The organism is Streptomyces sp. Root431 (genome assembly GCF_001426585.1).
Lineage (GTDB): Bacteria > Actinomycetota > Actinomycetes > Streptomycetales > Streptomycetaceae > Streptomyces > Streptomyces stackebrandtii.
In genome coordinates, this window is record NZ_LMEI01000011.1 from 127837 (window position 1) to 153703 (window position 25867).

24 protein-coding genes are annotated in these 25867 nt (G+C 71.5%); 2 read left to right on the top strand and 22 right to left on the bottom strand.

Features of this window, described 5'->3' with window-relative positions:
* Positions 1–15 precede the first annotated feature (15 nt).
* The 6 genes from carB to pyrR all read right to left on the bottom strand — a co-directional run bounded on the left by carB (position 16) and on the right by pyrR (position 7963).
* A complete protein-coding gene (carB, locus tag ASC82_RS20215) occupies positions 16–3324 on the bottom strand; it encodes a carbamoyl-phosphate synthase large subunit (protein WP_056649898.1) in 3309 nt (1102 codons plus the stop codon).
* The gene (carA, locus tag ASC82_RS20220) at positions 3317–4465 is read right to left on the bottom strand and encodes a glutamine-hydrolyzing carbamoyl-phosphate synthase small subunit (RefSeq protein WP_056649901.1); all 1149 of its coding nucleotides are present in this window, start codon (positions 4463–4465) and stop codon (positions 3317–3319) included. The genes carB and carA overlap by 8 nt, the downstream gene beginning before the upstream one ends.
* Complete coding sequence (locus ASC82_RS20225) at positions 4462–5040, bottom strand: hypothetical protein (RefSeq protein ID WP_079039388.1); 579 nt, start codon at positions 5038–5040, stop codon at positions 4462–4464. Before ASC82_RS20225 ends, carA begins: the two co-directional genes overlap by 4 nt.
* Complete coding sequence (locus tag ASC82_RS20230) at positions 5037–6323, bottom strand: dihydroorotase (RefSeq protein WP_056649908.1); 1287 nt, start codon at positions 6321–6323, stop codon at positions 5037–5039. The genes ASC82_RS20225 and ASC82_RS20230 overlap by 4 nt, the downstream gene beginning before the upstream one ends.
* A 2-nt stretch (positions 6324–6325) precedes the next feature.
* Positions 6326–7315, bottom strand: a complete 990-nt coding sequence (locus ASC82_RS20235; RefSeq protein ID WP_056649911.1) for an aspartate carbamoyltransferase catalytic subunit — start codon at positions 7313–7315, stop codon at positions 6326–6328.
* Positions 7316–7399: 84 nt separating this feature from the next.
* Positions 7400–7963 carry a bifunctional pyr operon transcriptional regulator/uracil phosphoribosyltransferase PyrR gene (pyrR, locus tag ASC82_RS20240; RefSeq protein WP_056649914.1) on the bottom strand — a complete coding sequence of 188 codons (564 nt, stop codon included), beginning with the start codon at positions 7961–7963 and terminating at the stop codon, positions 7400–7402.
* 245 nt (positions 7964–8208) lie between these two features.
* On the opposite strand from pyrR, the gene bldD reads away from it, so the two are divergent.
* A complete protein-coding gene (gene bldD, locus ASC82_RS20245; protein WP_015032294.1) occupies positions 8209–8709 on the top strand; it encodes a transcriptional regulator BldD in 501 nt (166 codons plus the stop codon).
* A 246-nt stretch (positions 8710–8955) separates the two neighbouring features.
* On the opposite strand, the gene nusB is transcribed toward bldD, so the two are convergent.
* The 15 genes from nusB to ASC82_RS20320 form a co-directional block, all read right to left on the bottom strand.
* Complete coding sequence (gene nusB / locus ASC82_RS20250) at positions 8956–9393, bottom strand: transcription antitermination factor NusB (RefSeq protein ID WP_024758649.1); 438 nt, start codon at positions 9391–9393, stop codon at positions 8956–8958.
* Positions 9394–9395: 2 nt separating this feature from the next.
* Complete coding sequence (gene efp, locus ASC82_RS20255) at positions 9396–9962, bottom strand: elongation factor P (RefSeq protein ID WP_056649917.1); 567 nt, start codon at positions 9960–9962, stop codon at positions 9396–9398.
* 57 nt (positions 9963–10019) lie between these two features.
* Positions 10020–11132 (bottom strand): M24 family metallopeptidase, encoded by a 1113-nt coding sequence (locus ASC82_RS20260; RefSeq protein ID WP_056649919.1) that lies wholly within the window; start codon positions 11130–11132, stop codon positions 10020–10022.
* 71 nt (positions 11133–11203) lie between these two features.
* Positions 11204–12049: an AAA family ATPase gene (locus ASC82_RS20265; protein WP_056649924.1), complete on the bottom strand. Its 846-nt coding sequence runs from the start codon at positions 12047–12049 to the stop codon at positions 11204–11206.
* Positions 12050–12471: 422 nt separating this feature from the next.
* Positions 12472–12918 carry a type II 3-dehydroquinate dehydratase gene (aroQ, locus tag ASC82_RS20270; protein WP_056649927.1) on the bottom strand — a complete coding sequence of 149 codons (447 nt, stop codon included), beginning with the start codon at positions 12916–12918 and terminating at the stop codon, positions 12472–12474.
* Positions 12915–14012, bottom strand: coding sequence for a 3-dehydroquinate synthase (gene aroB / locus ASC82_RS20275; RefSeq protein WP_056649930.1), 1098 nt, complete (start codon positions 14010–14012; stop codon positions 12915–12917). Before aroB ends, aroQ begins: the two co-directional genes overlap by 4 nt.
* Positions 14009–14530: a shikimate kinase gene (locus ASC82_RS20280; protein WP_024758269.1), complete on the bottom strand. Its 522-nt coding sequence runs from the start codon at positions 14528–14530 to the stop codon at positions 14009–14011. The genes aroB and ASC82_RS20280 overlap by 4 nt, the downstream gene beginning before the upstream one ends.
* Entirely contained in the window at positions 14527–15711 is a 1185-nt protein-coding gene (gene aroC / locus ASC82_RS20285) for a chorismate synthase (RefSeq protein WP_024758270.1), read from the bottom strand. The genes ASC82_RS20280 and aroC overlap by 4 nt, the downstream gene beginning before the upstream one ends.
* Positions 15712–15825: 114 nt before the next feature.
* Entirely contained in the window at positions 15826–16065 is a 240-nt protein-coding gene (locus tag ASC82_RS20290) for a hypothetical protein (RefSeq protein WP_056649933.1), read from the bottom strand.
* Between the two features lie 47 nt (positions 16066–16112).
* Positions 16113–16955 carry a shikimate dehydrogenase gene (locus ASC82_RS20295; protein ID WP_056649936.1) on the bottom strand — a complete coding sequence of 281 codons (843 nt, stop codon included), beginning with the start codon at positions 16953–16955 and terminating at the stop codon, positions 16113–16115.
* Positions 16936–18714, bottom strand: a complete 1779-nt coding sequence (mltG, locus tag ASC82_RS20300) for an endolytic transglycosylase MltG (RefSeq protein WP_056649940.1) — start codon at positions 18712–18714, stop codon at positions 16936–16938. The genes ASC82_RS20295 and mltG overlap by 20 nt, the downstream gene beginning before the upstream one ends.
* A 101-nt stretch (positions 18715–18815) precedes the next feature.
* On the bottom strand, positions 18816–19280 hold the full coding sequence (ruvX, locus tag ASC82_RS20305) for a Holliday junction resolvase RuvX (RefSeq protein WP_099054263.1): 465 nt from the start codon (positions 19278–19280) through the stop codon (positions 18816–18818).
* A gap of 2 nt (positions 19281–19282) precedes the next feature.
* The gene (alaS, locus tag ASC82_RS20310; RefSeq protein ID WP_056649942.1) at positions 19283–21952 is read right to left on the bottom strand and encodes an alanine--tRNA ligase; all 2670 of its coding nucleotides are present in this window, start codon (positions 21950–21952) and stop codon (positions 19283–19285) included.
* Positions 21952–22305, bottom strand: coding sequence for a DUF6167 family protein (locus ASC82_RS20315; protein WP_056649945.1), 354 nt, complete (start codon positions 22303–22305; stop codon positions 21952–21954). Before ASC82_RS20315 ends, alaS begins: the two co-directional genes overlap by 1 nt.
* Before the next feature lie 6 nt (positions 22306–22311).
* Entirely contained in the window at positions 22312–22749 is a 438-nt protein-coding gene (locus ASC82_RS20320) for a DUF948 domain-containing protein (protein WP_024758277.1), read from the bottom strand.
* 166 nt (positions 22750–22915) lie between these two features.
* Here ASC82_RS20320 and ASC82_RS20325 point away from each other — a divergent pair, with 166 nt between their 5' ends.
* Complete coding sequence (locus ASC82_RS20325; RefSeq protein ID WP_056649949.1) at positions 22916–25192, top strand: AAA family ATPase; 2277 nt, start codon at positions 22916–22918, stop codon at positions 25190–25192.
* Between the two features lie 49 nt (positions 25193–25241).
* On the opposite strand, the gene rpsD is transcribed toward ASC82_RS20325, so the two are convergent.
* On the bottom strand, positions 25242–25856 hold the full coding sequence (rpsD, locus tag ASC82_RS20330; RefSeq protein WP_024758279.1) for a 30S ribosomal protein S4: 615 nt from the start codon (positions 25854–25856) through the stop codon (positions 25242–25244).
* Positions 25857–25867: the final 11 nt, after the last annotated feature.

Sequence of the window (25867 nt, forward strand, 5' to 3'; positions counted from 1 at the left end):
GCTTCGTACGGGCTGCTAGTCGCGGGCCGCGGTCAGATGCTCCGCGTGTTCCTGGAGCGAGCGGACGCCGACGTCGCCGTGGTTGAGCGCGTCGATGCCCTGGACGGCCGCGGCGAGCGCCTGGACCGTGGTGAGGCACGGGACGCTGCGCGCCACCGCGGCCGTACGGATCTCGTAGCCGTCGAGGCGGCCGCCGGTGCCGTAAGGGGTGTTGACGATCAGGTCGACCTGGCCGTCGTGGATCAGCTGGACGATGGTCTTCTCGCCGTTCGGGCCCTCGCCCTCGCTGAGCTTGCGCACGACGGTGGCGTTGATGCCGTTGCGCTTGAGGACCTCGGCGGTGCCGGAGGTGGCGAGCAGTTCGAAGCCGTGGGCGACGAGCTCGCGCGCCGGGAAGATCATCGAGCGCTTGTCGCGGTTGGCGACGGAGATGAACGCGCGGCCCTTGGTGGGCAGCGGGCCGTAGGCGCCGGCCTGCGACTTGGCGTAGGCCGTGCCGAAGACCGCGTCGATGCCCATGACCTCGCCGGTGGAGCGCATCTCCGGGCCGAGGACGGTGTCGACGCCGCGGCCGTGGATGTCGCGGAAGCGCGACCACGGCATGACGGCCTCCTTGACGGAGATCGGCGCGTCGATCGGGAGGGTGCCCCCGTCGCCGTTCTTCGGGAGCAGGCCCTCGGCGCGCAGCTCGGCGATGGTGGCGCCGAGCGAGATGCGGGCGGCGGCCTTCGCGAGCGGGACGGCGGTCGCCTTCGAGGTGAAGGGGACGGTCCGGGAGGCGCGGGGGTTGGCCTCCAGGACGTAGAGGATGTCGCCGGCCATGGCGAACTGGATGTTGATCAGTCCGCGGACGCCGACGCCCTTGGCGATCGCCTCGGTGGAGATGCGCAGGCGCTTGATGTCGAAGCCGCCGAGGGTGATCGGGGGCAGGGCGCAGGCCGAGTCGCCGGAGTGGATGCCGGCCTCCTCGATGTGCTCCATGACGCCGCCGAGGTAGAGCTCCTCGCCGTCGTAGAGCGCGTCGACGTCGATCTCGATGGCGTCGTCGAGGAAGCGGTCGACCAGGACCGGCCGGGTGGGGCTGATCTCGGTGGACTCGGCGATGTACGACTCGAGGCGGGTCTCGTCGTAGACGATCTCCATGCCGCGGCCGCCGAGCACGTACGACGGGCGTACGAGGACGGGGTAGCCGATCTCGTCGGCGATGGCCTTGGCGCCGGCGAAGGTGGTCGCGGTGCCGTGCTTCGGCGCGGGGAGGCCGGCCTCGGCGAGGACCCGGCCGAAGGCGCCGCGGTCCTCGGCGGCGTGGATGGCCTCCGGCGAGGTGCCGACGACCGGCACGCCGTTGTCCTTGAGCGCCTGCGACAGGCCCAGCGGGGTCTGGCCGCCGAGCTGGACGACGACACCGGCGACGGGGCCGGCGAGCGTCTCGGCGTGGACGATCTCGAGCACGTCCTCGAGCGTGAGCGGCTCGAAGTACAGGCGGTCGGAGGTGTCGTAGTCCGTCGAGACGGTCTCCGGGTTGCAGTTGACCATCACGGTCTCGTAGCCGGCGTCGCTCAGGGCGAAGGAGGCGTGGACGCAGGAGTAGTCGAACTCGATGCCCTGGCCGATGCGGTTCGGGCCCGAGCCCAGGATGATCACGGCGGGCTTGGTGCGCGGCGCGACCTCGCTCTCCTCGTCGTACGAGGAGTAGAAGTACGGGGTCTTGGCGGCGAACTCGGCGGCGCAGGTGTCGACCGTCTTGTAGACCGGGCGGACGCCGAGGGCGTGCCGGACCTCGCGGACGACGTCCTCGCGCAGGCCGCGGATCTCCGCGATCTGGGCGTCGGAGAAGCCGTGGCGCTTGGCCTCGGCGAGGATCTCCGGGTCGAGCTTCTCGGCCGCGGCCAGCTCGTCGGCGATCTCCTTGATGAGGAAGAGCTGGTCGACGAACCACGGGTCGATCTTCGTGGCGTCGAAGACCTCCTCCGGGGTGGCGCCGGCGCGGATCGCCTGCATGACGGTGTTGATGCGGCCGTCGGTCGGGCGGACCGCCTCGCGCAGGAGCTCGGCCTTGTCGCCGGGCTCGCCGACGAAGGTGAACTGCGAGCCCTTCTTCTCCAGGGAGCGCAGGGCCTTCTGGAGCGCCTCGGTGAAGTTGCGGCCGATCGCCATGGCCTCGCCGACCGACTTCATGGTCGTGGTCAGCGTGGAGTCGGCGGAGGGGAACTTCTCGAAGGCGAAGCGCGGGGCCTTGACGACGACGTAGTCGAGCGAGGGCTCGAAGGACGCCGGGGTCTTCTCCGTGATGTCGTTCGGGATCTCGTCGAGCGTGTAGCCGACGGCGAGACGGGCCGCGATCTTGGCGATCGGGAAGCCGGTCGCCTTGGAGGCGAGCGCCGAGGAGCGGGAGACGCGCGGGTTCATCTCGATGACGATGATCCGGCCGTCGACCGGGTCGATCGCGAACTGGATGTTGCAGCCGCCGGTGTCGACGCCGACCTCGCGGATGATCGCGATGCCGATGTCCCGGAGCCGCTGGTACTCGCGGTCGGTGAGCGTCATCGCCGGGGCGACGGTGATCGAGTCACCGGTGTGGACGCCCATCGGGTCGAAGTTCTCGATGGAGCAGACGACCACGACGTTGTCGTTCTTGTCGCGCATCAGCTCCAGCTCGTACTCCTTCCAGCCGAGGATGGACTCCTCCAGGAGCACCTCGGTGGTCGGGGAGAGCGTGAGGCCCTGGCCGGCGATGCGGCGCAGCTCGTCCTCGTCGTGGGCGAAGCCGGAGCCGGCGCCGCCCATGGTGAAGGAGGGGCGGACGACGACGGGGTAGCCGCCGAGCGTCTCGACGCCCTTGATGACGTCGTCCATGGAGTGGCAGATGACCGAGCGGGCGGACTCGCCGTAACCGATCTTGGCCTTGACGGCCTCGACGACGCCCTTGAAGAGGTCGCGGTCCTCGCCCTTGTTGATGGCCTCGACGTTGGCGCCGATGAGCTCGACGCCGTACTTCTCGAGGACGCCCTGCTCGTGCATGGAGATCGCGGTGTTGAGCGCGGTCTGGCCGCCGAGGGTGGGCAGGAGGGCGTCGGGGCGCTCCTTGGCGATGATCTTCTCGACGAACTCGGGGGTGATCGGCTCGACGTACGTGGCGTCGGCGATCTCCGGGTCGGTCATGATCGTGGCCGGGTTGGAGTTGACCAGGATGACCCGCAGGCCCTCGGCCTTGAGGATGCGGCAGGCCTGGGTGCCGGAGTAGTCGAACTCGGCGGCCTGGCCGATGACGATCGGGCCGGAGCCGATGACCAGGACGGACTGGATATCGGTGCGCTTAGGCACGCTCGGCCTCCATCAGGGATACGAAACGGTCGAAGAGGTACGCGGCGTCGTGCGGGCCTGCGGCCGCCTCGGGGTGGTACTGGACGGAGAAGGCCGGCTGGTCGAGCAGCTGGAGGCCTTCGACGACCTGGTCGTTCAGGCAGACGTGGGAGACCTCGGCACGCCCGTAGGGGGTGTCGGAGACCTTGTCGAGGGGCGCGTCGACGGCGAAGCCGTGGTTGTGCGCGGTGACCTCGACCTTGCCCGTGGTGCGGTCCTGGACCGGCTGGTTGATGCCGCGGTGGCCGTACTTCAGCTTGTAGGTGCCGAAGCCGAGGGCGCGCCCGAGGATCTGGTTGCCGAAGCAGATGCCGAAGAGCGGGGTCTTGCGCTCCAGGACGGCCTGCATGACGGAGACGGGGCCGTCGGCGGTGGCCGGGTCGCCCGGGCCGTTGGAGAAGAAGACGCCGTCCGGGTTCACCGCGTAGATGTCCTCGGCGGTGGCGGTGGCGGGCAGCACGTGGACCTCGATGCCGCGCTCGGCCATCCGGTGCGGGGTCATGCCCTTGATGCCGAGGTCGACGGCGGCGACGGTGAACTTCTTCGTACCGATCGCGGGGACGACGTACGCCTCCTTGGTGGCGACCTCGGCGGAAAGGTTCGCGCCCTTCATCTGGGGCTGCTCCTGGACCTTCGCGAGGAGGGCCTCGTCGCGGACGCCGTTCCAGGCCTCGCCGGAGAAGATGCCGACGCGCATGGCGCCGCGCTCGCGCAGGTGGCGGGTGAGGGCGCGGGTGTCGATGCCGGAGATGCCGACGACGCCCTGGCGCTCCAGCTCCTCGTCCAGCGAGCGCTGGGCGCGCCAGTTGGAGGAGACGCGGGCGGGGTCGCGGACGACGTAGCCGGAGACCCAGATGCGGCCGGACTCGGGGTCCTCGTCGTTGACGCCGGTGTTGCCGACGTGCGGGGCCGTCATGACGACGACCTGGCGGTGGTACGACGGGTCGGTGAGGGTCTCCTGGTAGCCGGTCATGCCGGTGGAGAACACGGCCTCGCCGAAGGTCTCCCCCACGGCCCCGTAGGCGCGGCCGCGGAAGATGCGGCCGTCCTCCAGGACGAGTACGGCGGGAGTCTTGGCGGCTCCCCTGGTGGAGGTCGTCATCGTGCGATGCCTTCCGTCGTGGTTGCGTGGTTCATGGAGTTGAGGGCCTCGACCCAGGCGGTGTGCTCGGCCGCCCGGTCGGAGCGGAAGCCGGAGTCGAGCAGCTTCCCGCCGTGGGCCCAGGTGACGATCAGCAGGCCGCCCTCGGCGAGGACCTTGCCGGCGATGCCCTTGTCGAGGCGGGCCTCGCGCAGGGCGTCCGCCGGGATGAAGAAGTCGTTCGCCCCGGGGCGTACGACCGCGATCCCGGCGTCGGTGAGCGTGAGCTCGACGCGGCTGCGGGTGCCGAGGCCGTGGGCGACGATCCGGTCGAGCCACTGCCCGGCGGTCGTGGACCCGTGGTAGCGCCCGCCGAGAGTCAGTTTCGCCTCACCGGGAGCCTCCGGCGCGGTGGGCAGCTCGGGCAGGTCCGACTGGAGGCTGCCGCGCCACTTCCATCCCTGGCGCATCAGCCAGTAGACGAGGGTGATGAAGAGCAGCAGTCCGGCGACCCAGCCGATCCGTCCGGCCCAGTCGGTCACCTCCGCCGACTTCGGTTCCGCTGCCTGTGCGGCGATTGCGATGAGTGGTGTCACGCCAGCTTCCCGTCCACGACCGTTGCCCGGCCCCGCAGGATGGTGTGGGTGACGCGTCCCGGCAGCTCACGACCCTCGTAGGGGGTGTTGCGGCTGCGGGAGGCGAAGTCCGCGGGGTCCACGACACCACGGTAAGCCGGATCGACCAGCGTCAGGTTCGCGGGCTCACCAGCCGAGACGGGTCGTCCGTGGCCCTTGGCCCGTCCGATGCGGGCGGGGGCGAAGGACATGCGGTCGGCGACGCCGGCCCAGTCGAGGAGGCCGGTCTCGACCATCGTCTGCTGGACGACGGAGAGCGCGGTCTCCAGGCCGACCATGCCCATGGCGGCGGCGGCCCACTCGCAGTCCTTGTCCTCGTGCGGGTGCGGGGCGTGGTCGGTGGCGACGATGTCGATCGTGCCGTCGGCCAGCGCCTCGCGGAGCGCGAGGACGTCCTTCTCGGTGCGCAGCGGCGGGTTGACCTTGTAGACGGGGTTGTACGAGCGGACCAGCTCGTCCGTGAGGAGGAGGTGGTGCGGGGTGACCTCGGCGGTGACGTCGATGCCGCGGGACTTGGCCCAGCGGACGATCTCGACGGAGCCGGCGGTGGAGAGGTGGCAGATGTGGACGCGGGAGCCGACGTGCTCGGCGAGGAGGACGTCGCGCGCAATGATCGACTCCTCGGCCACGGCCGGCCAGCCGCCGAGGCCGAGCTCGGCGGAGACGATGCCCTCGTTCATCTGGGCGCCCTCGGTGAGGCGGGGCTCCTGGGCGTGCTGGGCGACGACGCCGTCGAAGGCCTTCACGTACTCCAGGGCGCGGCGCATGATCACGGCGTCGTCGACGCACTTGCCGTCGTCGGAGAAGACGGTGACGCCGGCGGCGGAGTCGTGCATGGCGCCGAGCTCCGCGAGCTTCTTGCCCTCCAGGCCGACGGTGACGGCGCCGATGGGCTGGACGTCGCAGTAGCCGGACTCCTTGCCGAGCCGGTAGACCTGCTCGACGACGCCGGCGGTGTCGGCGACCGGGTGGGTGTTGGCCATGGCGAAGACGGCGGTGTAGCCGCCGGAGGCGGCGGCGCGGGTGCCGGTGAGGACGGTCTCGGAGTCCTCGCGGCCGGGCTCGCGCAGGTGGGTGTGGAGGTCGACGAGGCCCGGGAGGAGGATCTGGCCCTCGGCCTCGATCACGGTGGCGCCCTCGGCGGACAGGCCGGTGCCGACCTCGGCGATGGTCTCGCCGTCGATCAGGACGTCCTGGACGTCGCCGCCCAGCACCTGCGCACCGCGGATAAGGATCTTGCTCATGGTTACTTGTTCTCCTCGGTGCGGGTGGTGCCGGGGGCGGGGGCGGCGGAGTCGTTGCCGCCGAGCAGCAGGTAGAGGACGGCCATCCGGATCGAGACGCCGTTGGCGACCTGCTCGATGACCGTGCAGCGGTCGGAGTCGGCGACCTCGGCGGTGATCTCCATGCCGCGGACCATGGGGCCGGGGTGCATGACGATGGCGTGCTCGGGCATCTTCGCCATCCGGTCGCCGTCGAGCCCGTACCGGCGCGAGTACTCGCGCTCGGTCGGGAAGAAGGCGGCGTTCATCCGCTCACGCTGCACACGCAGCATCATCACCGCGTCGGACTTCGGCAGCACCCTGTCGAGGTCGTACGAGATCTCGCAGGGCCAGGTCTCGACGCCGACGGGGACGAGGGTCGGCGGGGCCACCAGGGTGACCTCGGCGCCGAGGGTGTGCAGCAGGTCCACGTTGGAGCGGGCGACCCGGCTGTGCAGGACGTCGCCGACGATCGTGATGCGCCGGCCGTTCAGGTCCTTGCCGAGACCGGCGTCGCGGCCGACGAGGCGGCGGCGCATGGTGAAGGCGTCCAGGAGGGCCTGGGTGGGGTGCTGGTGGGTGCCGTCGCCGGCGTTGACGACGGGGGCGTCGATCCAGCCGGAGGTGGCGAGGCGGTACGGGGCGCCGGAGGCGCCGTGCCGGATGACGACCGCGTCGACGCCCATGGCCTCCAGGGTCTGCGCGGTGTCCTTGAGGGACTCGCCCTTGGAGACGCTGGAGCCCTTGGCCGCGAAGTTGATCACGTCGGCGGAGAGGCGCTTCTCGGCGGCCTCGAAGGAGATCCGGGTCCGGGTGGAGTCCTCGAAGAACAGGTTGCAGATGGTCCGGCCGCGCAGGGCGGGCAGCTTCTTGATGGGCCGGTCGGCCACCCGGGCCATTTCCTCGGCGGTGTCGAGGATCAGGACGGCGTCGTCGCGGGTGAGGTCGGCGGCCGAGATGAGGTGACGCATCATCGGGTTTTCTCTCCGTGGTGGGGAGGCATGAGGGCATGCGGGCGCGCAGGGGTGTGCCCCTGCCCCGCGGGGAAGCCGGTCCGGCTAGGAAGCGGTCTGGGAACCGAGCAGGACGGTGTCGCGACCGTCTTCCTCGGCGAGCTGGACCTTGACCGTCTCCCGCAGCGACGTGGGGAGGTTCTTGCCGACGTAGTCGGCACGGATGGGAAGTTCGCGGTGGCCGCGGTCGACGAGGACCGCGAGCTGGACGGCGCGCGGGCGGCCGATGTCGCCGAGGGCGTCGAGGGCGGCGCGGATGGTGCGGCCGGAGAAGAGGACGTCGTCGACGAGGACGACGAGGCGGCCGTCGACGCCGTCGGCGGGGATCTCGGTGCGGCCGAGGGCGCGGGCCGGCTTCAGCCGCAGGTCGTCCCGGTACATGGTGATGTCGAGGGAACCGACCGGGATCTTCGCGCCGGTGATCGATTCGAGCTTCTCGGCGAGCCGGCGGGCGAGGAACACACCGCGGGTGGGGATGCCGAGCAGAACCACGTCGTCGGCGCCCTTGGCGCGCTCGACGATCTCGTGGGCGATGCGGGTCAGGACCCGCGCGATGTCCGGGGCCTCGAGTACGGGCCGCGCGTCATCGTTGTGCTGCTGAGTGTCCATGGGAAACGGACCTCCTTCTCCGCCTCACGGGACGGCTCTTAAAGGACGTCGGATTTGCGCCGCCAACTCTACCAGGGGCGTGCGGTCGCGCCTCCGACGCCCCCGCCGCCACCCCGGGCGGGATCCCCCGGGAGGGGGCGGTACGGACCTTTCGGCTTGACGGGCGAGCGTAACGCTGCGTAACCTCACAGTGAGTTACCAGCCGCGCGGCGCAGCCGCATGTCGTCACAGCGTCCGGGAGCGTTATGTCCAGCGAATACGCAAAGCAGCTCGGGGCCAAACTCCGTGCCATCCGCACCCAGCAGGGTCTTTCCCTCCACGGGGTGGAGGAGAAGTCCCAGGGCCGCTGGAAGGCCGTGGTGGTCGGCTCGTACGAGCGTGGTGACCGCGCGGTGACCGTGCAGCGTCTCGCCGAGCTGGCCGACTTCTACGGCGTGCCGGTGCAGGAGCTCCTGCCGGGCACGACCCCGGGCGGGGCCGCCGAGCCGCCGCCGAAGCTGGTCCTGGACCTGGAGCGCCTCGCGCACGTCCCCCAGGAGAAGGCCGGCCCCCTCCAGCGCTACGCGGCGACGATCCAGTCGCAGCGCGGCGACTACAACGGCAAGGTGCTGTCGATCCGCCAGGACGACCTGCGCACGCTCGCCGTCATCTACGACCAGTCCCCCTCGGTCCTCACCGAGCAGCTGATCAGCTGGGGCGTCCTCGACGCGGACGCGCGCCGCGCGGTCGCCCACGAGGAGAACTGACCCTTCCGCTTGCCCTTCCGAGGCAACAGCAGAAACGTACCGCCGGGCCCGTGGACGTCATCCGACGTCCACGGGCCCTGTCGGTTTCCCGGGCCTGTACGGGTCGCTCAGGCGCTCCGGAGCCCTCCGCCGCCCCGAGGGACCCGGACGCGCCGAAGGGGCCCGCAGCATTCGTGCTGCGGGCCCCTTCGGCGTGTTCCGGTGACGTCCCGGGGGACGTACGGACTCGGGCGTTCGGACTCGGACTCAGGCGTCCGCGTCCCGGCGCAGGCGCGGCTTCAAGTCCTTGAAGCGCGCCAGCAGGCCGTTGACGAAGTTCGGGGACTCGTCGGTCGAGAACTCCTTGGCGAGCTGCACCGCCTCGTCGATCGCGACCGCGTCCGGCGTGCCGTCCTCCCAGATCAGCTCGTACGCACCGAGGCGCACGATGTTCCGGTCGGCGACCGGCATCCGGTCGAGGTCCCAGTCCACCGCGTAGGTGTGGATGAGCTCGTCGATGCGCGCGACCTGCGTCGCGTAGCCCTCGACCAGCTGCATGGTGAAGTCGCTGACCGGCGGCTGACGGTCGTCGGACCGCGCGAGCCGGACCTGGTCCGCGAGGACCTCCTGGACGGAGGCGCCGCGCTGGTCGGCCTCGAAGAGGATCTGGAAGGCCCGCTTGCGGGCCTTGCTCCGAGCAGCCACGGTTAGCTGTTCACCCGGCCGAGGTAGTCGCTGGTGCGGGTGTCGACCTTGACCTTCTCACCGGTGGTGATGAAGAGCGGGACCTGGATCTCGTGGCCGGTCTCCAGCTTGGCGGGCTTGGTGCCACCGGTGGAGCGGTCGCCCTGGACGCCCGGGTCGGTGTGCTCGATCGTCAGCACGACGGCGGCGGGGAGCTCGACGTAGAGCACCGAGCCCTCGTGCTGCGCGACCGAGGCGGTGAAGCCCTCGATCAGGAAGTTGGCGGCGTCGCCCACCGACTTGCGGTCGACGTGCAGCTGGTCGTAGGTCTCCTCGTCCATGAAGACGAAGTAGTCGCCGTCCATGTAGGAGAACTGCATGTCGCGGCGGTCGATGGTGGCCGTCTCGACCTTCACACCGGCGTTGAAGGTCTTGTCGACGACCTTGCCGGACAGCACGTTCTTGAGCTTGGTGCGCACGAAGGCCGGGCCCTTGCCGGGCTTGACGTGCTGGAACTCGACGACGGACCAGAGCTGGCCGCCTTCGAGCTTGAGCACCATGCCGTTCTTGAGGTCGTTCGTGGAAGCCACGGTTGCGGAATCTCCTGGACTCTGGACTGACGTGGGACCGTGGAGGCGTACGCGCCACTACAGCGCGAGCAGCTCCTTGGTCGTGATGGTGAGTAGCTCGGGTCCGCCGTCCGCCTCCTGGCGCACGACGAGCGTGTCATCGATCCGGACCCCGCCCCGGCCCGGGAGGTGGACCCCCGGTTCGACGGTGACCGGCACACAAGCGTCCAGTTTACCCATGGCCGAGGGTGAGAGCTGCGGGTCCTCGTCGATTTCGAGCCCCACCCCGTGCCCGGTGAGCGGCACGGCCGCCTCCGCATGGCCTCCGGCGTCCAGGATCTGGCGGGCCGCCCGGTCCACGTCGCGGTACTCGGCGCCCGGTGCGAGGGACTCTCGTCCGGCCCGCTGAGCGGCGAAGACGAGCTCGTACAGCTCGATCTGCCAGTCGGCCGGCGTCGTGCCGATGACGAAGGTGCGACCGATCTCGCACCGGTAGCCGCGGTAGTCGGCGCCGAGGCAGACGGAGAGGAAATCACCCTCCTCGACCCGGCGGTCGGTGGGCCGGTGCCGCCGGCGCCCGGAGTGCGGGCCGGTGGCCACCGAGGTGGCGAAGGCGGCGCCGTCGGCGCCGTGGTCGACGAGCCGCCGCTCCAGCTCCAGGGCGAGGTGGCGTTCGGTCCGCCCCACCAGGATCGACTCCAGGAGCTCGCCGAGGGCCTGGTCGGCGATCTCGGCGGCGATCCGCAGGCAGGCGATCTCGTCCTCGTCCTTGACGATCCTGAGCTGTTCCACGGCGCAGGCGAGGTCGGCGAGGTGGAGTCCGGGCGCGACGGAGCCCATCGCACGGTGCCGGGCCACGGTCAGGTCGTGCTCCTCGACGGCGAGCGCGCCGGCGCCCGCCCGCAGGGCGAGGTCGGCGGCCGCGACCGCCGGATCACCCCCGCCGGCCGGCAGGACCTGCTGCCTGAGCAGCTCGTCGAGCCGTCCGTCGGCCGGCTCGGCGCCGGGCGCGACGGGGCAGAGCAGGACGTCCGCTTCCGGCTCGGGGCCGACGAGCAGGACGGCTCCGGCGGGCGAACCGCCCGCGAGATAGCGGACGTTGGCGGGGCGGGAGACCAGGGCCGCCGGGCTGCCCGCGGCCGCGCACCGATCGCGCAGCCGTACACGGCGGTCCGCATACACCTCTGACATGCTCCGAGCCTACGAGGAGCACGCCGTGGTGGCCTGTTCTGAGCGGCCGACCGTGCGAGGCGCCCGGCGGGTCACCAGGCGGGCGGGCTCGCTATCGCGCGGGCGAGGACGTCGTCGAGGACGCGTGCGGTGGTCTCGACGTCGTACGTGGAGTTGTCGATGATCGGCAGGCCGGAGCCGTACCAGCCGGCCATGCGGCCGTGGATGGCCGCCACCTCCTCGTCCGAGAGGCGCCGGTTGCCGCTGCGCTCGGCGTTGCGCTCCAGGACGATCTCCAGGCCCGGCAGGAGCACGACGGGCAGCAGGCCGGGGCCGACGTGGCGCTTCCAGCCGCCGAGGCCGACGACGGGCCGGTCGGGGAAGACCGCGTCGTCGACGATGCAGGAGATGCCGTTGGCGAGGAAGTTGCGGGCGGCGAAGCCGCAGGTGCGGCGGGCGAGCCGGTACTGCGCCTCGGAGTGTTCGTTCCACCCGGACTGCGGGTCGGCGAAGCCGGAGCAGACCCATTCGCGCACGTCGTCGAGGCTGATGTGCGCGGTGGGCACGCGGCGGCGCTGGGCCCAGTGGCGGGCGACCGTCGTCTTGCCGGCGCCCGCGGGGCCGATGAGCAGGACGGCGAGGGTCGCGGCGCCGGTGCCCCCGCCGTACTCGACGGGCGGCGCGAGGGGCGCGCTCACGGGTGGCAGCGGGACGTGCCCGGTGAGGTCCGCGCGGTGCGGCGCCGGGGCGGAGTGGTGCGGGGCCGGATGCTGTGGGGCTGCCGAGCGCTGCGGGGCGGCGGGGTGCTGCGGCGTCGGCCCGTGCTGCGGTACGGCTCCGGGGGCGCCCCAGCTCGGTCCGCCGGGGCCCGGGGCCGGCGGTGCGGGGTGCGGGGGCTGCGGGGGCCGGGGGGCGCCCGCCTGGAGCGTGGGGTGCACGCCGAGCCGGGACCCGGCGGTCGGCCCGGGGTACGGGGCGGCCTGCGGGGGCGCCGGGGGGACGGGCGGGTGCGCGCCCTGCGCGCCGCCGCTCCCCGGCCCGGAGACGGGCCCGGAGACCGCGCCTGGGGCGGGGCCTGAGGGAGACCCTGGGACGGGCCCTGAGGCAAGCCCTGAGCCGGGCCCGGCCGCGGCCCCTGCCACGGGTCCGGTGCCGGGCGCCTGGCCCGGCGACTGCTCGGGCGGTGGCAGCGGGCCCCCCACTGCGTGCTGCATCCGGTGCCACTCCGTCTCGTACGACTGACTGATGTATCAGGGACGCCGGAACGTTACCGCCCCTGCCCCCCACATGGGGAACGGCCGGGGCGGGCCCGTAGTGCCCAGCCCCGGCCGCTCACCGCACGCACCGGACGGACGGCCGGTCAGGCCGTCAGTTCCTCGGCCAGCGCCCGCAGGGCCAGCCGGTAGGAGCCGATCCCGAAGCCGGCCACCGTCCCGGTCGCCACGGCCGCGACGACCGAGGTGTGCCGGAACTCCTCCCGGGTGTACGGGTTCGAGATGTGCACCTCGATGAGCGGGGCCGTCCGCTGGGCGGCCGCGTCCCGCATCCCGTACGAGTAGTGCGTGAACGCCCCCGGATTGAGCACCACGGGAATGGACCCGTCCGCCGCCTCGTGGAGCCAGCGGATCATCTCGCCCTCGTCGTTGGTCTCCCGGACCTCGACGTCGAAGCCGAGCTCCTCGCCGAGGGCCCGGCAGGACTCGACGAGCCCCTTGTACGAGGTGGCCCCGTAGATGTCGGGCTCGCGGGAGCCGAGCCGCCCGAGGTTCGGGCCGTTCAGCACCAGAACGGGTCGGGGGTCGGTCACACCGCCACCTCGCCGTACGCCGCGAACAGCACGGCCGGGTCGGGGCCCTCCAGGACGGCCGGCTTGCCGAGTCCGTCGAGCACGATGAAGCGCAGCAGGTCGCCGCGGGACTTCTTGTCCACCTTCATCGTCTCCAGGAGCTTGGGCCACTGGTCGCCGCGGTACGTGAGCGGCAGGCCGACGGACTCCAGGACCGCGCGGTGCCGGTCGGCGGTGGCGTCGTCGAGGCGCCCGGCGAGCCGGCCGAGCTCGGCGGCGAAGACCATGCCGACGGAGACGGCGGCGCCGTGCCGCCACTTGTACCGCTCGTTCTTCTCGATCGCGTGGGCCAGCGTGTGGCCGTAGTTGAGGATCTCGCGGCGGCCGGACTCCTTGAGGTCGCCGGAGACGACGTCCGCCTTGACCCGGATCGACCGCACGATCAGCTCGGCGGTGTGCGCGCCGGCGGGCGTACGGGCGGCCTGCGGGTCCTCCTCGATGAGGTCGAGGATCACCGGGTCGGCGATGAAGCCGGCCTTGATGATCTCGGCGAGACCGCTGACGTAGTCGTGCACCGGCAGCGAGTCCAGCGCGGCGAGGTCGCAGAGGACACCGGCCGGCGGGTGGAAGGCGCCGACGAGGTTCTTGCCCTCGGCGGTGTTGATGCCCGTCTTGCCGCCGACGGCCGCGTCGACCATGGCCAGGACCGTGGTCGGTACGGCGATCCAGCGCACGCCCCGCAGCCAGGTGGCTGCCACGAAGCCCGCGAGGTCGGTGGTCGCGCCGCCGCCGACGCCGACGATGACGTCGGTGCGGGTGAAGCCGGTCTGGCCCAGCGCCTTCCAGCAGTAGGCGGCGACCTCGGCGGTCTTCGCCTCCTCGGCGTTCGGCACCTGGATGGCGACGGCCTCGTAGCCCTGGTCGGCGAGGTCCGCGCGGAGCGCCTCGCCGGTGTCGGCGAGCGCCTCCGGGTGGATCACTGCGACCCGCTTGGCCCGGGGGCCGATCAGGGCCGGGAGCTCGGCGAGCAGCTGCCGGCCGACCAGCACCTCGTAGGGCTCCGTGCCCGCGCTGCCCGCGACCTGGATACGGGTGACTTCCTGGTCCGTCGTCATGCGTCCTTCTTCAGATCCAGTGCCGAGAGGACCGCGTCCGCGACCTCTTCGGGGGTGCGGTCGTCGGTGGTGACGACCACCCGAGCGACTTCGGTGTAGAGATGGCGGCGCGCCTCCATCAGCTCGCGCCACTGGCGGCGCGGGTTGACGGCGAGCAGCGGCCGCGCGGTGTTGAGGCCGACGCGGCGGACCGCCTCCTCGACGTCCATCGAGAGGTACGCGACGGGCAGCCCGGCGAGCAGGGCGCGGGTGCCCTCGTCGAGGATCGCGCCGCCGCCGAGGGCGAGGACGCCCTCGTGCGCGGTGACGGCCGCGCGGACGGCGTCCCGCTCCAGGGCGCGGAAGTGCTCCTCGCCGTCCTCGACGAAGATGTCGGAGATCTCCCGGCCCTCGGCGGCGACGATGTCGGCGTCGGTGTCCCGGTAGGGCGCGCCGAGCCGTTCGGCCAGGAGCGCGCCCACCGTGGACTTGCCGGAGCCCATGGGCCCGACGAGGACGACCAGCGGTCCGGCGGTCACCGGATGTGCAGGTTGTCGAGGTACGACTGCACGTTGCGGCGGGTCTCCGGGACGCTGTCGCCGCCGAACTTCTCGACGACGGCGTCCGCGAGGACGAGCGCGACCATGGCCTCGGCGACGATGCCGGCGGCGGGGACGGCGCACACGTCGGAGCGCTGGTGGTGCGCGGCCGTGGCCTCGCCGGTGACGACGTCGATCGTGGCGAGGGCGCGCGGGACGGTCGCGATCGGCTTCATCGCGGCGCGGACGCGCAGCAGCTCACCGGTGGTCAGGCCGCCCTCGGTGCCGCCGGCACGGCCGGAGGTGCGCTTGATGCCGTCCTCGGTGCGGACGATCTCGTCGTGGGCCTTGGAGCCGGGCACGCGGGCGAGCTCGAAGCCGTCGCCGACCTCGACGCCCTTGATGGCCTGGATGCCCATGAGCGCGGCGGCGAGCCGGGCGTCGAGGCGGCGGTCCCAGTGGACATGGGAGCCGAGCCCGACGGGCACGCCGTAGGCGAGCACCTCGACGACACCTCCGAGGGTGTCCCCGTCCTTGTGGGCCTGGTCGATCTCGGCGACCATCGCCTTCGACGCGTCGGCGTCGAGGCAGCGGACCGGGTCGGCGTCGAGCTTCTCGACGTCGGCGGGGGTCGGGTAGACGCCGTACGGGGCCTTGGCGGCCGCCAGTTCGACGACGTGCGAGACGATCTCGATGCCCGCGGTCTCCTTGATGAAGGAGCGGGCGATCGCGCCGAGGGCGACACGGGCCGCGGTCTCCCGGGCGCTGGCGCGCTCCAGGATGGGGCGGGCTTCGTCGAAGCCGTACTTCTGCATGCCGGCGAGGTCGGCGTGACCGGGCCGGGGGCGGGTCAGGGGCGCGTTGCGGCCCGTCTCCTTGAGCTCGGACGGGTCGACCGGGTCGGCCGACATGACCTTCTCCCACTTGGGCCACTCGGTGTTGCCGACCATGACGGCGATCGGGGAACCGAGGGAGAGCCCGTGGCGGACGCCGCCGAGGAAGGTGATCTCGTCCTGCTCGAACTTCATCCGGGCGCCGCGCCCATACCCGAGACGACGCCGCGCGAGGTGGTCGGCCACCAGCTCGGTGGTGACGGGGACGCCGGCGGGAAGACCCTCCAGCGTCGCGACCAGCGCGGGTCCGTGGGATTCCCCAGCGGTCAGCCAACGCAACCTGCTCAACGATGCTCCTCATGCTCGCGCCTGGGTACTGCGACGGCGCGGCCGGGTGCGCGGCCCGGGCCCGCCGTCACCGATCCTCCCACGTCCGGGGCGACCGCTTGGTCCCCGGTCCAGCTATCGGACGGGAGCCGAGTCCTCCTGGACGTTCTCGACGGCCTCGGGAGCGTCCTCCGGCGTGGCGGAGGAACGGTTCCGCAACCAGGAGACGAAGCCGTACACCAGGGTCGATCCGAAGAGAGCGAGCACGGTGCACCGCGCCCAGAAGGGCAGCGAGCTGAAGAACCCCACCCACAGAAAGCGCACCACGTCGAAGCCGATGTCCCACTTGGACGCCAGCAGCAGTTCCTCGCCCATGTCCCCCGTCTTCCCCTCGGACGCCGATCACTCCGGCGCCTGCGAGCCTACCGGGCAGCCAACGCCCGCTCGCCCGCCGCCCGCATCGCCGCGAGCGGGCCGGGGGTGCGGCCCGTCATCTGCTCGACCTGGAGGACGGCCTGGTGGACGAGGAGGTCGAGGCCGCCGACGACCTTGCCGCCGCGGTCGGACCAGGCCGCGGCCAGCGCGGTGGGCCAGGGGTCGTACAGGACGTCGAAGAGCGTGCCGACCGTGTCGGGGACGGCGGTGGCGAGGGCGTTCGTGGTGCCGGCCGGGGTGGTCGCGATGACCAGCGGGGCGGCGAAGGCCTCGACCGCGCGCTCCCAGTCGGCGGTACGGACGTCCACCCCGAGGCGCTCGCCCCAGCCGCGCATCTCCTCCGCGCGCGCCTCACTCCGTACGTACGCGGTGACGGGGCCCGCGCAGACCCGGGCGAGCGCGGCCAGCGCGGAGGAGGCGGTGGCGCCGGCGCCGAGGATCGCCGCCGACTCCACCTTCTCGACGCCCCGCTCGTGCAGGGCGGCGATCATGCCGGGGATGTCGGTGTTGTCGCCGACACGCCGCCCGCCCTCACGCAGGGCGACCGTGTTGACGGCCTCCACGGACGCGGCGGTGTCGCTGATCTCGTCGAGCAGCGGGATGATCGCCCGCTTGAGCGGCATGGTCAGCGAGAGCCCGGCCCAGCTGCCGTCCAGCTCGCCGACGAAGCCGGCAAGACCGGCCTCGTCGACCTCGAAGCTGTCGTAGGACCAGTCGTCCAGCCCGAGCGCCTCGTACGCGGCCCGGTGCAGGACCGGGGAGAGCGAGTGGGCGATCGGCGAACCGAGGACGGCCGCGCGGCGACGCGTCTCACTGGTTCGTGCTGGCATTGAACTTGTCCTTCAGCTTGAGGAAGTCGGCGTGCGTCTTGGCGAACTCGGTCTTGTTCATGCCGTCCGTGGCCACGAAGTAGATCCAGCCGTCGTTCGTCGGGTCGAGCATGGAGGCCAGCGCCTGGTTGCCCGGGTTGCTGATCGGACCCGGCGGCAGTCCCTTGTGCTTGTACGTGTTGTACGGGTCCGTGTTGGTCCGGGTCTCCTTCTCGGAGATCTTGATCTCGCTCTGACCCTTCAGGTAGTTGAGGGTCGAGTCGAACTGCAGCAGCTGGTAGGTCTCGCGGTTGTCCGGCTGCAGACGGTTGTAGACAACCTCCGCCATCTTGCGGAAGTCGTCCGGAGTCTTGCCCTCGGCCTGGACGAGGCTCGCGACCGTCAGGAGCTCCCAGGGCCCTTCCAGGCCGTGCTCCTTCGCCTTCGCCGTCAGGTCGAGCTTGGTGTACTCCGCGTTCGCGCGGGACACCATCTTGCGGAGCACCTCCTCGGGCTTGGCCGTCTTCGAGACCGGGTAGCTCGCCGGGAAGAAGAAGCCCTCCAGGGGGTCCTTCACGTCCTTGTGGTCCTTGGCCCAGTCGGGCAGCCCGAGAGAGTCCGCCTTCGCCTGGGCGATGTCCTTGGTGGTGCCCGGCTTGAGGTCGAGGCGCTTGTCGAGCTGGTCGTAGACCCAGGCGTTCCGCTTGCCCTCGGGGATGACGAAGTTGGCCTGGCTCGCCGGGTTGAGCATGAGCGTGAGCGCGCTCTCGGCCGACATGCCCTTCTTCAGCGTGTAGACGCCGGCCTGGATCGAGTTGCCCTTGGGGTTCTTCTGCTGCGCCGAGACGAAGGCGTCGACGCTCTTGACGACGCCCTCCCTCTTCAGGATGTTCCCGATCTCGTTGCCGAAGGCGCCCTTGGGGATCTCGACCTGGACCTCGCCGCTGCCGCTGCCCACGAAGTCCTCGGCCGCGCCGAACTGGCCCTGCCAGAACTTGTAGCCGAAGTAGCCGATGCCTCCGACGCCGCCCACCAGGACGGCCGCCACGACCAGGCAGGCCATGCCGTTCTTGCCCTTGCGTTTCTTCGACTTGCTCCGGCGTTCGCGGTCGCCGCCGCGGGAGCCGCGGCCCGTGGCCGGGTCCTCGTCGTACTCGTCGTCGTCGGAGTCCTCGGCGCCCGTGAAGAAGGGGTGCTGCTCCTCCTCCGGCTCCGGGCGCGCCTCTTCCTCCGGCGCCCAGTCGATCACCGGCTCCGGCGGGTTCTGCCGGCGGCCGGGAGGCTGGGGCGGGGGGTACGCCTCGGGGGTGCCGTAGAGGTCGGGGTTCTGGCCGCCGTACGGATCGGCCGGGGGCGCGCCGTACGCCATCGCCGCCTGGCCCGACTCCCAGTTGCCGTCGTAGCCGCCGTCGTACTGCTGTCCGAGGTCCCCGGGCGTGTCGTAACCGCCCGGGTACCCCGTCCCGTACTGCTGCTGCTGGTACTGCTGCGGCTGCATCTGCTGCTGCTGGTACTGCGGATCCGCGTAGCCCTGGGACTGCTGCGGGTCCTGGTACTGCTGCCCTTGGTACTGCTGCTGCTGGTACTGGGGCTGCTGCTGATACTGCTGCTGCTGATACGGGTCGCCCTCGTACCCCTGGCCGCCACCCTGACCGTACTGGCTCGCCTGCGGCTGCTGCGGGTGCTGGTACTGCTGCTGACCTTCCCACCCCTGGTCCCCGTACAACGGGTCCGTGGGGTGCCACGGTTCGGAGCCGGGGCTCCGGCCATACTCAGTCATCGATCCCCAACCAGCCGCGAGGCTTCCGGACGATCCGCCTCTACGTAGTGCGGCAGTTGTTCGAAAACCGCCGCATCGCGCGGAACGTTACCGTATCGCGATCAGATGACCACTTCGACGCCCTCACCGGGCGGATTACCTGATACCCGTTCGGACTCAAGAGCGGCTTGAAGGATGATCACAGCGGCGGCCTGGTCGATGACGGACCGCCCCTTCTTCGCCTTCACGCCCGAGGCCCGCAGCCCCTGGGTCGCGGTGACCGTCGTCATCCGCTCGTCGACCAGCCGGACCGGCACGGGCGCGATGCCCTTGGCCATCTCGCGGGCGAAGGCACGGACCTTGGTCGCGGCCGGGCCCTCCCGCCCGCTGAGCGAGCGGGGCAGGCCCACGACGACCTCGATGGGCTCGTACTCCTCGACGATCTGGCGGAGCCGCCGGTGGGCGGCCGGGACGTCACGTCCCGGCACGGTCTCCACCGGCGTGGCGAGGACCCCGTCGGGGTCGCACGAGGCGACCCCGATCCGGGCGTCCCCGACATCGACCGCGATACGGCGGCCGCGACGCATCGTCACGCCGTCTCCACCACGAGACGCTCGACGGCGGCGATGGCCTCGCCGACGGCCTCCGGGTTCGTACCGCCGCCCTGGGCGACGTCCGGCTTGCCGCCGCCACCGCCACCGAGGGTCTTGGCGGCCGTGCGGACCAGCTCGCCGGCCTTCAGACCGCGCTCGCGGGCGGCCTCATTGGTGGCGATGACCGTGAGCGGCTTGCCGTTGGCCGTGGTGAACAGCGCCACGACGGCCGGACGGCCGCCGGAGATGCGGCTGCGCACGTCGAGGACCAGCTTGCGCAGGTCGTCGGCGGTGGTGCCGTCCGGGACCTGACCGGTCACCAGGGCGACGCCGCGGACGTCCTTGGCGGAGTCGACGAGCCCAGCGGCGGCCTGGAGGACCTTCTCCGCGCGGAACTTCTCGATCTCCTTCTCGGCGTCCTTCAGCTTGCCGAGCATGGCGGAGATCTTCTCCGGCAGCTCCTCGGGACGGCCCTTGACCAGCTCCTGGAGCTGGGCGACGACCGTGTGCTCCTTGGCGAGGAAGTTGTACGCGTCGACGCCGACGAGGGCCTCGATGCGGCGCACGCCGGAGCCGATGGACGACTCGCCGAGCAGCTTCACCAGACCCAGCTGGGCGGTGTTGCGGACGTGCGTACCGCCGCACAGCTCCTTGGAGAAGTCGCCGATGGTGACGACGCGGACCTGCTCGCCGTACTTCTCGCCGAACTCGGCGATGGCACCCTGGCGCTTGGCCTCGTCGATGGCCATGACCTCGGCGTGGACCTCCAGCTCGCGCGAGAGGATCTCGTTGATCTTCTGCTCGACGTCGGTGAGGACCGTGCCGGGGACGGCGTTCGGCGAACCGAAGTCGAAGCGGAAGCGGCCGGGCTGGTTCTCGGAACCGGCCTGGGCGGCCGTCGGGCCGAGGGCGTCGCGCAGCGCCTGGTGGGTCAGGTGGGTGGCCGAGTGGGCGCGGGCGATGGCCGTCCGGCGCCGGACGTCGATGGTGGCGTAGGCGGTGGCGCCGACGGTCACCTCGCCGACCTGGACCGAGCCCTTGTGGACGGAGACGCCCGGGACGGGCTGCTGCACGTCCCGGATCTCGATCACGGCGCCGCTGTGCAGCTTGATGCGGCCCTGGTCGGCGATCTGGCCGCCGCCCTCGGCGTAGAACGGGGTGCGGTCGAGGACGACCTCGACCTCGTCGCCCTCGGAGGCGGCCGGCGAGGGGACGCCGTTGACGAGCAGGCCGACGACCGTGGTCTCGCCCTCGGTGTTGGTGTAGCCCGTGAACTCGGTGGCGCCGTTGCCGTCGGCGATCTCCCGGTACGCGGTCATGTCGGCGTGGCCGGTCTTCTTGGCCTTGGCGTCGGCCTTGGCGCGCTCCCGCTGCTCCTTCATCAGGCGGCGGAAGCCGTCCTCGTCCACGGAGAGGCCCTGCTCGGAGGCCATCTCCAGGGTGAGGTCGATCGGGAAGCCCCAGGTGTCGTGGAGCAGGAACGCCTTGTCGCCGGAGAGGATCGTGCCGCCGGCGGCCTTGGTCTCGGTGACGGCGGTGTCGAGGATGTTGGTGCCGCCCTTGAGGGCCTTCAGGAAGGCGGCCTCTTCGGCGAGGGCGACCGTCTCGATGCGCTTGCGGTCGGTGACCAGCTCCGGGTACTGCTCGCCCATCGTGTCGATCACGGTGTCCACGAGCTCCTGGACGACCGGGCCGGTGGCGCCGAGCAGGCGCATGTTGCGGACGGCGCGGCGCATGATGCGGCGCAGCACGTAGCCGCGGCCCTCGTTGCCGGGGGTGACGCCGTCGCCGATGAGCATGACGGACGTACGCATGTGGTCGGCGACCACGCGGAGCGAGACGTCGCTGTCGTGGGCCTTGCCGTAGGCGACGCCGGTGAGCTCGGTGGCCTTGTCGATGACGACCTGGAGGGTGTCCGTCTCGTACATGTTCTGGACGCCTTGGAGGATCATCGCCAGGCGCTCCAGGCCGAGGCCCGTGTCGATGTTCTTCGACGGCAGCTCGCCGAGGATCGGGAAGTCGTCCTTGCCGGAGCCCTCACCGCGCTCGTACTGCATGAAGACCAGGTTCCAGATCTCCACGTACCGCTCGTCGTTGACGGCCGGGCCGCCCTCGACGCCGAACTCGGGGCCGCGGTCGTAGTTGATCTCGGAGCACGGGCCGCAGGGTCCGGGGACGCCCATCGACCAGTAGTTGTCCTTCTTGCCGAGGCGCTGGATGCGCTCGGCGGGGACGCCGACGACGTCGCGCCAGATGCGCTCGGCCTCGTCGTCCTCCAGGTAGACGGTGATCCAGAGCTTCTCCGGGTCCAGCCCGTAGCCACCGTGCTCCACCGAGCTGGTCAGCAGCTCCCAGGCGAGCTTGATGGCGCCTTCCTTGAAGTAATCGCCGAAGGAGAAGTTGCCGCACATCTGGAAGAACGTGCCGTGGCGGGTGGTCTTGCCGACTTCCTCGATGTCGGGCGTCCGCACGCACTTCTGCACGCTGGAGGCGCGCGTGAAGGGCGGCTTGACCTCACCCAGGAAGTAGGGCTTGAAGGGCACCATGCCGGCGGGGACGAGCAGCAGAGTCGGGTCGTCCGCGATGAGCGACGCCGAAGGGACGACGGTGTGCCCGCGCTCCTCGAAGAAGCTCAGCCAGCGGCGGCGGATTTCAGCCGACTCCATCAGTGGTCCTCATTCCGGTTGTACGAGATCGTGGGGATTGAATACGTCGTGGTCGGGCGCGCGGTGGGATCGAGCGCTGCCCTGCGGCGCGGTGCCGGAAGTTCGCGGTCCCGGTCGTCGGCGACCGGGGCGTCGAGGCCGAGCGCCTCGCCCAGTTCGGCCTCCCGCTGGACCATGCCGGCCCTCACGTCGAGGGCGAAGTCCTTGAGCCGGTGGCCGGTCTCGACGGCCTTGTTCGCCGCCTGGGCGGCGAGGCTCTCGGGCGTCAGCTGCTTCAGCTTCCGGTTGACCTTGGTGGTGGCCCACACGCCGGCGGCTGCGCCGGCCGTGAACCAGAACGTGCGGCGGAACATGGTGGTTCAGCCCTTCTGCTTCCGGCGCCGTGCGGACGGCACCGTACGGCCGACGATCACAGTACGTCGCGCGGTGGCCCGCGGCACGTCCTCGCCGTCCCGGCCGCGGCCGAGCGCCTTGCGCACGCCGTAGCCGAACGCGGCCACCTTGACGAGCGGGCCGCCGAAGGTGGACGCGACGGTGGAGGAGAGCGCGGACGCGTTGGAGGTGACTTCCTGGACGTCCGAGGCGATGGCGTCGACCCGGTCGAGCTGGGTCTGTGCGGAGCGCACGGTCGCGGAGGCGTCGGCGAGCAGGGGGACGGCCTGTTCGGTCACGTCCGCCACCAGCTTGGTGGTCGCCCTGAGCGTCTGCGCCAGCCTCACCAGCACCACGGCGAGGAAGGAGACCAGGATCGCCCAGAAGACGGCCACCAGGATCCCGGCAACCTCTCCACCGGTCACTCTGCACCGCTCTCTGCTGTCGTTCGCCCTTGGGGCCCTTGCCAAAAGTAGTCACCCGACCCTATCGCGCCCGGGCTGTCCCGCCGTACCGCATTACCGCCCGCAGGAAGGGAGTTACGGAATCCGATTGTACGGAGCGCGTGCGGGTGAGTACGCTCCGTGTCCCATGCGACGGAGCAATCTCCCGGCGGAGCCGAACCGGTTCGTCGGACGGGCCGCCGAGCAGGCCGAACTGGCGCGACTCCTGGAGGAGTCGCGCCTCGTGACGGTGGTCGGGGTGGGTGGGGTCGGCAAGACGAGGCTCGCGCTGCGCACGGCCGCCGCGGCGCAGAAACGCTACGGCGACGAGGTGCGGCTCGCCGAGCTCGCGCCCCTGCGCGACCCGGATCTGGTGGACCACGCCCTGGTCGAGGCGCTGGGGCTGACCGACCACACGCTGAGGGGCCCGCGCGAGGTCCTCGTCGAGCATCTCGCGGAGCGCCGGCTCCTGCTGGTGCTCGACGGTTTCGAGCACCTGGTGGAGAGCTGTGCGCCGCTGGTACGGGAGCTGCTCGCCCACGCCCCGGGGCTGACCGTGCTCGCGACGGGCCGCCGCCCGCTGCGGGTGGCGGGCGAGGCCGTGTTCAGGCTGGCGCCGATGGACGAGGCGGACGCGGTGACGCTCCTCGCCGAACGGGCGGCGGAGGCGGGCGCTCCGGTCGTCCCCGTGCCCGTGCAGGGCGCGTCCGTACGCGACCCCCTCGTACGCACCTCCTCCGTACGCACCTCGTCCGTGCACGGCTCCTCCCGGCACGATGCCGTCCACGGCACGCCTCCCCACGATCCCGTGCGCGAGCTCTGCCGTCGGCTCGACGGCATCCCGCTCGCCCTCGAACTGGCGGCCTGCCGGCTGCCCCTCCTCTCCGTCGAACAGATGCTGTCCCGTCTCGACGACCGCTTCCGGCTGCTCACGCTCGGCGAGCGCGGGGCGCTCCCCCGCCATCAGACCCTCCGCACGGCGATCGGCTGGAGCCACGAGCTGTGCACTCCGGAGGAGCGGCTGCTGTGGGCGCGGCTCTCCGTCTTCGCCGGCCCGTTCGACCTGGAGGCCGTGGAGTACGTGTGCGGCGGCCCCGAGCTGCCGCAGGACCGGATCCTGGACCTGCTCGGGGGGCTGCTCGCGCAGTCGCTCGTGGCGCGGGAGGACACGCCCGCAGGGCCGGGCTACCGGATCCTGGACACGGTCGCGGCGTACGGGGCGGAGTGGCTGGCCGCGCTCGGCGACACGGAGCGGCTGCGCCGGAGGCACCGCGACTGGTACATGGGGCTCGCGACCTGGTGCGAGCTGGAGTGGTTCAGCCCCCGACAGGCGGAGGTCGCGGCGCGGACGGACGCGGCGCTGCCGAACCTCCGGGCGGCCCTCGACCTGTGCCTCGAACTGCCGGAGGACGCGCATCTCGCCCAGCACCTGGCGGGCACGCTCTGGTTCGCCTGGGTGGGCTGCGGGCGACTCTCTGAGGGCCGGCACTGGCTGGAGCGGGCGCTCGCGCTGGAGTCCGGGCACGAGGAGGCCCGGCTGAAGGCGCTGTGGGTGCTCGGCTACGTGACGATCCTGCAAGGCGACGGTACGGCGGCGGTGGCGGCGCTCCACGAGTGCGGGGAGCAGGCCCGGGCCTCCCGTAACGCGCTGGCGGAGGCGTACGCGACGCACCGCATGGGCTGCCTGGCGCTGCTCTCGGACGACATCCCGCGGGCGGAGGAGCTGATCGGGCGGGCCCTGGAGTCGTACCGGGAACTCGGCGAACTGAACAGCAACGTGCTGATGGGGCAGGTCGAGCTGGCGATGGCGCGGGCCTTCGGGGGCGATCTGGAGGGGGCGGCCGCGATCTGCCGCGAGGTGCGGGAGGTCTGCGAGGAGCGCGGGGAGCGCTGGACCCGGGCGTACGCCCTCTACGTGCTCGCGTTCTCGGCGTGGACCCGGGGCGCGTACGAGGAGGCGCGGGAGCTGCTCGACGAGTGCGTGATGATCAACCACGCCTTCCGCGACCTGGTCGGGCTCGTCCTCGCGATCGAGCTGCTCGCCCTGGTGACGGTGTCCGAGGGCGATCCGGTGGAGGCGGCGGTGCTCCAGGGCGCGACGGTGCCGGTCTGGGACGCCGTCGGGATCCAGCTGTTCGGCTCGACCTCGTTCGACGCCCCCCGGGTGCTGTGCGAGCAGCAGGCGGGCGCGGCGCTGGGAGCCGAGGCGTACGCCTCGGCGTTCCGTGAGGGCCGGGGACTGTCCTTGGACGCGGCGGTGGAGCGGGCGCTCGCGACGCGCCGGGATCCGGCCGTGGGCGGCCCGCCGGGGACGGCCGGGCATGAGGCCCCGCGCCCCTTCCGTACGGCCAGGTCGGAGGCGGTCCGGGGAACGCGGAAGCCCGCCGGCTCCCCCACCGGTAAGGGTGGGGAAGCGGCGGGCTGAACACCGCGGAGGTGGTACTACGTCCCCCGGCTTCCGCCGGAGGCCCGGATCAGCGGGCGTAGTACTCGACGACCAGCTGCTCGTCGCAGATGACCGGGATTTCCTTGCGGTTCGGGTCGCGGTCGAGGCGGAAGGCCAGGGCCTTCAGGTTGACCTGCAGGTAGCGCGGGGTCTCACCGTCGGCGGCGAAGCCACCCTCACGGGCGACCTCGAACAGCGGCTTGGTGCGGCTGCGCTCGCGGACCATCACGACGTCGTCGGGACGGACGCGGAACGACGGCTTGTCGACCTTGCCACCGTTGACCTGGATGTGGCCGTGGACGACCATCTGGCGGGCCTGGTAGATGGTGCGGGCGATGCCCGAACGCAGGACCAGGGCGTCGAGGCGACGCTCGAGCTCGACGACCAGCGCCTCGCCCGTCTTGCCTTCGGCCTTCTTGGCGCGGTCGTAGGCGCGCGCCATCTGGCGCTCGCTGATGTCGTACTGGGCGCGCAGACGCTGCTTCTCGAGCAGACGGACCTTGTAGTCCGAGTTCTGCTTGCGGCCACGGCCGTGCTCGCCCGGCGGGTAGGGGCGGGCCTCGAAGTACTTGACAGCCTTCGGGGTCAGCGCGATGCCGAGGGCACGCGACTTCTTGACCTTGGGACGGGACTGGTTCGGCATGAACCAACCTC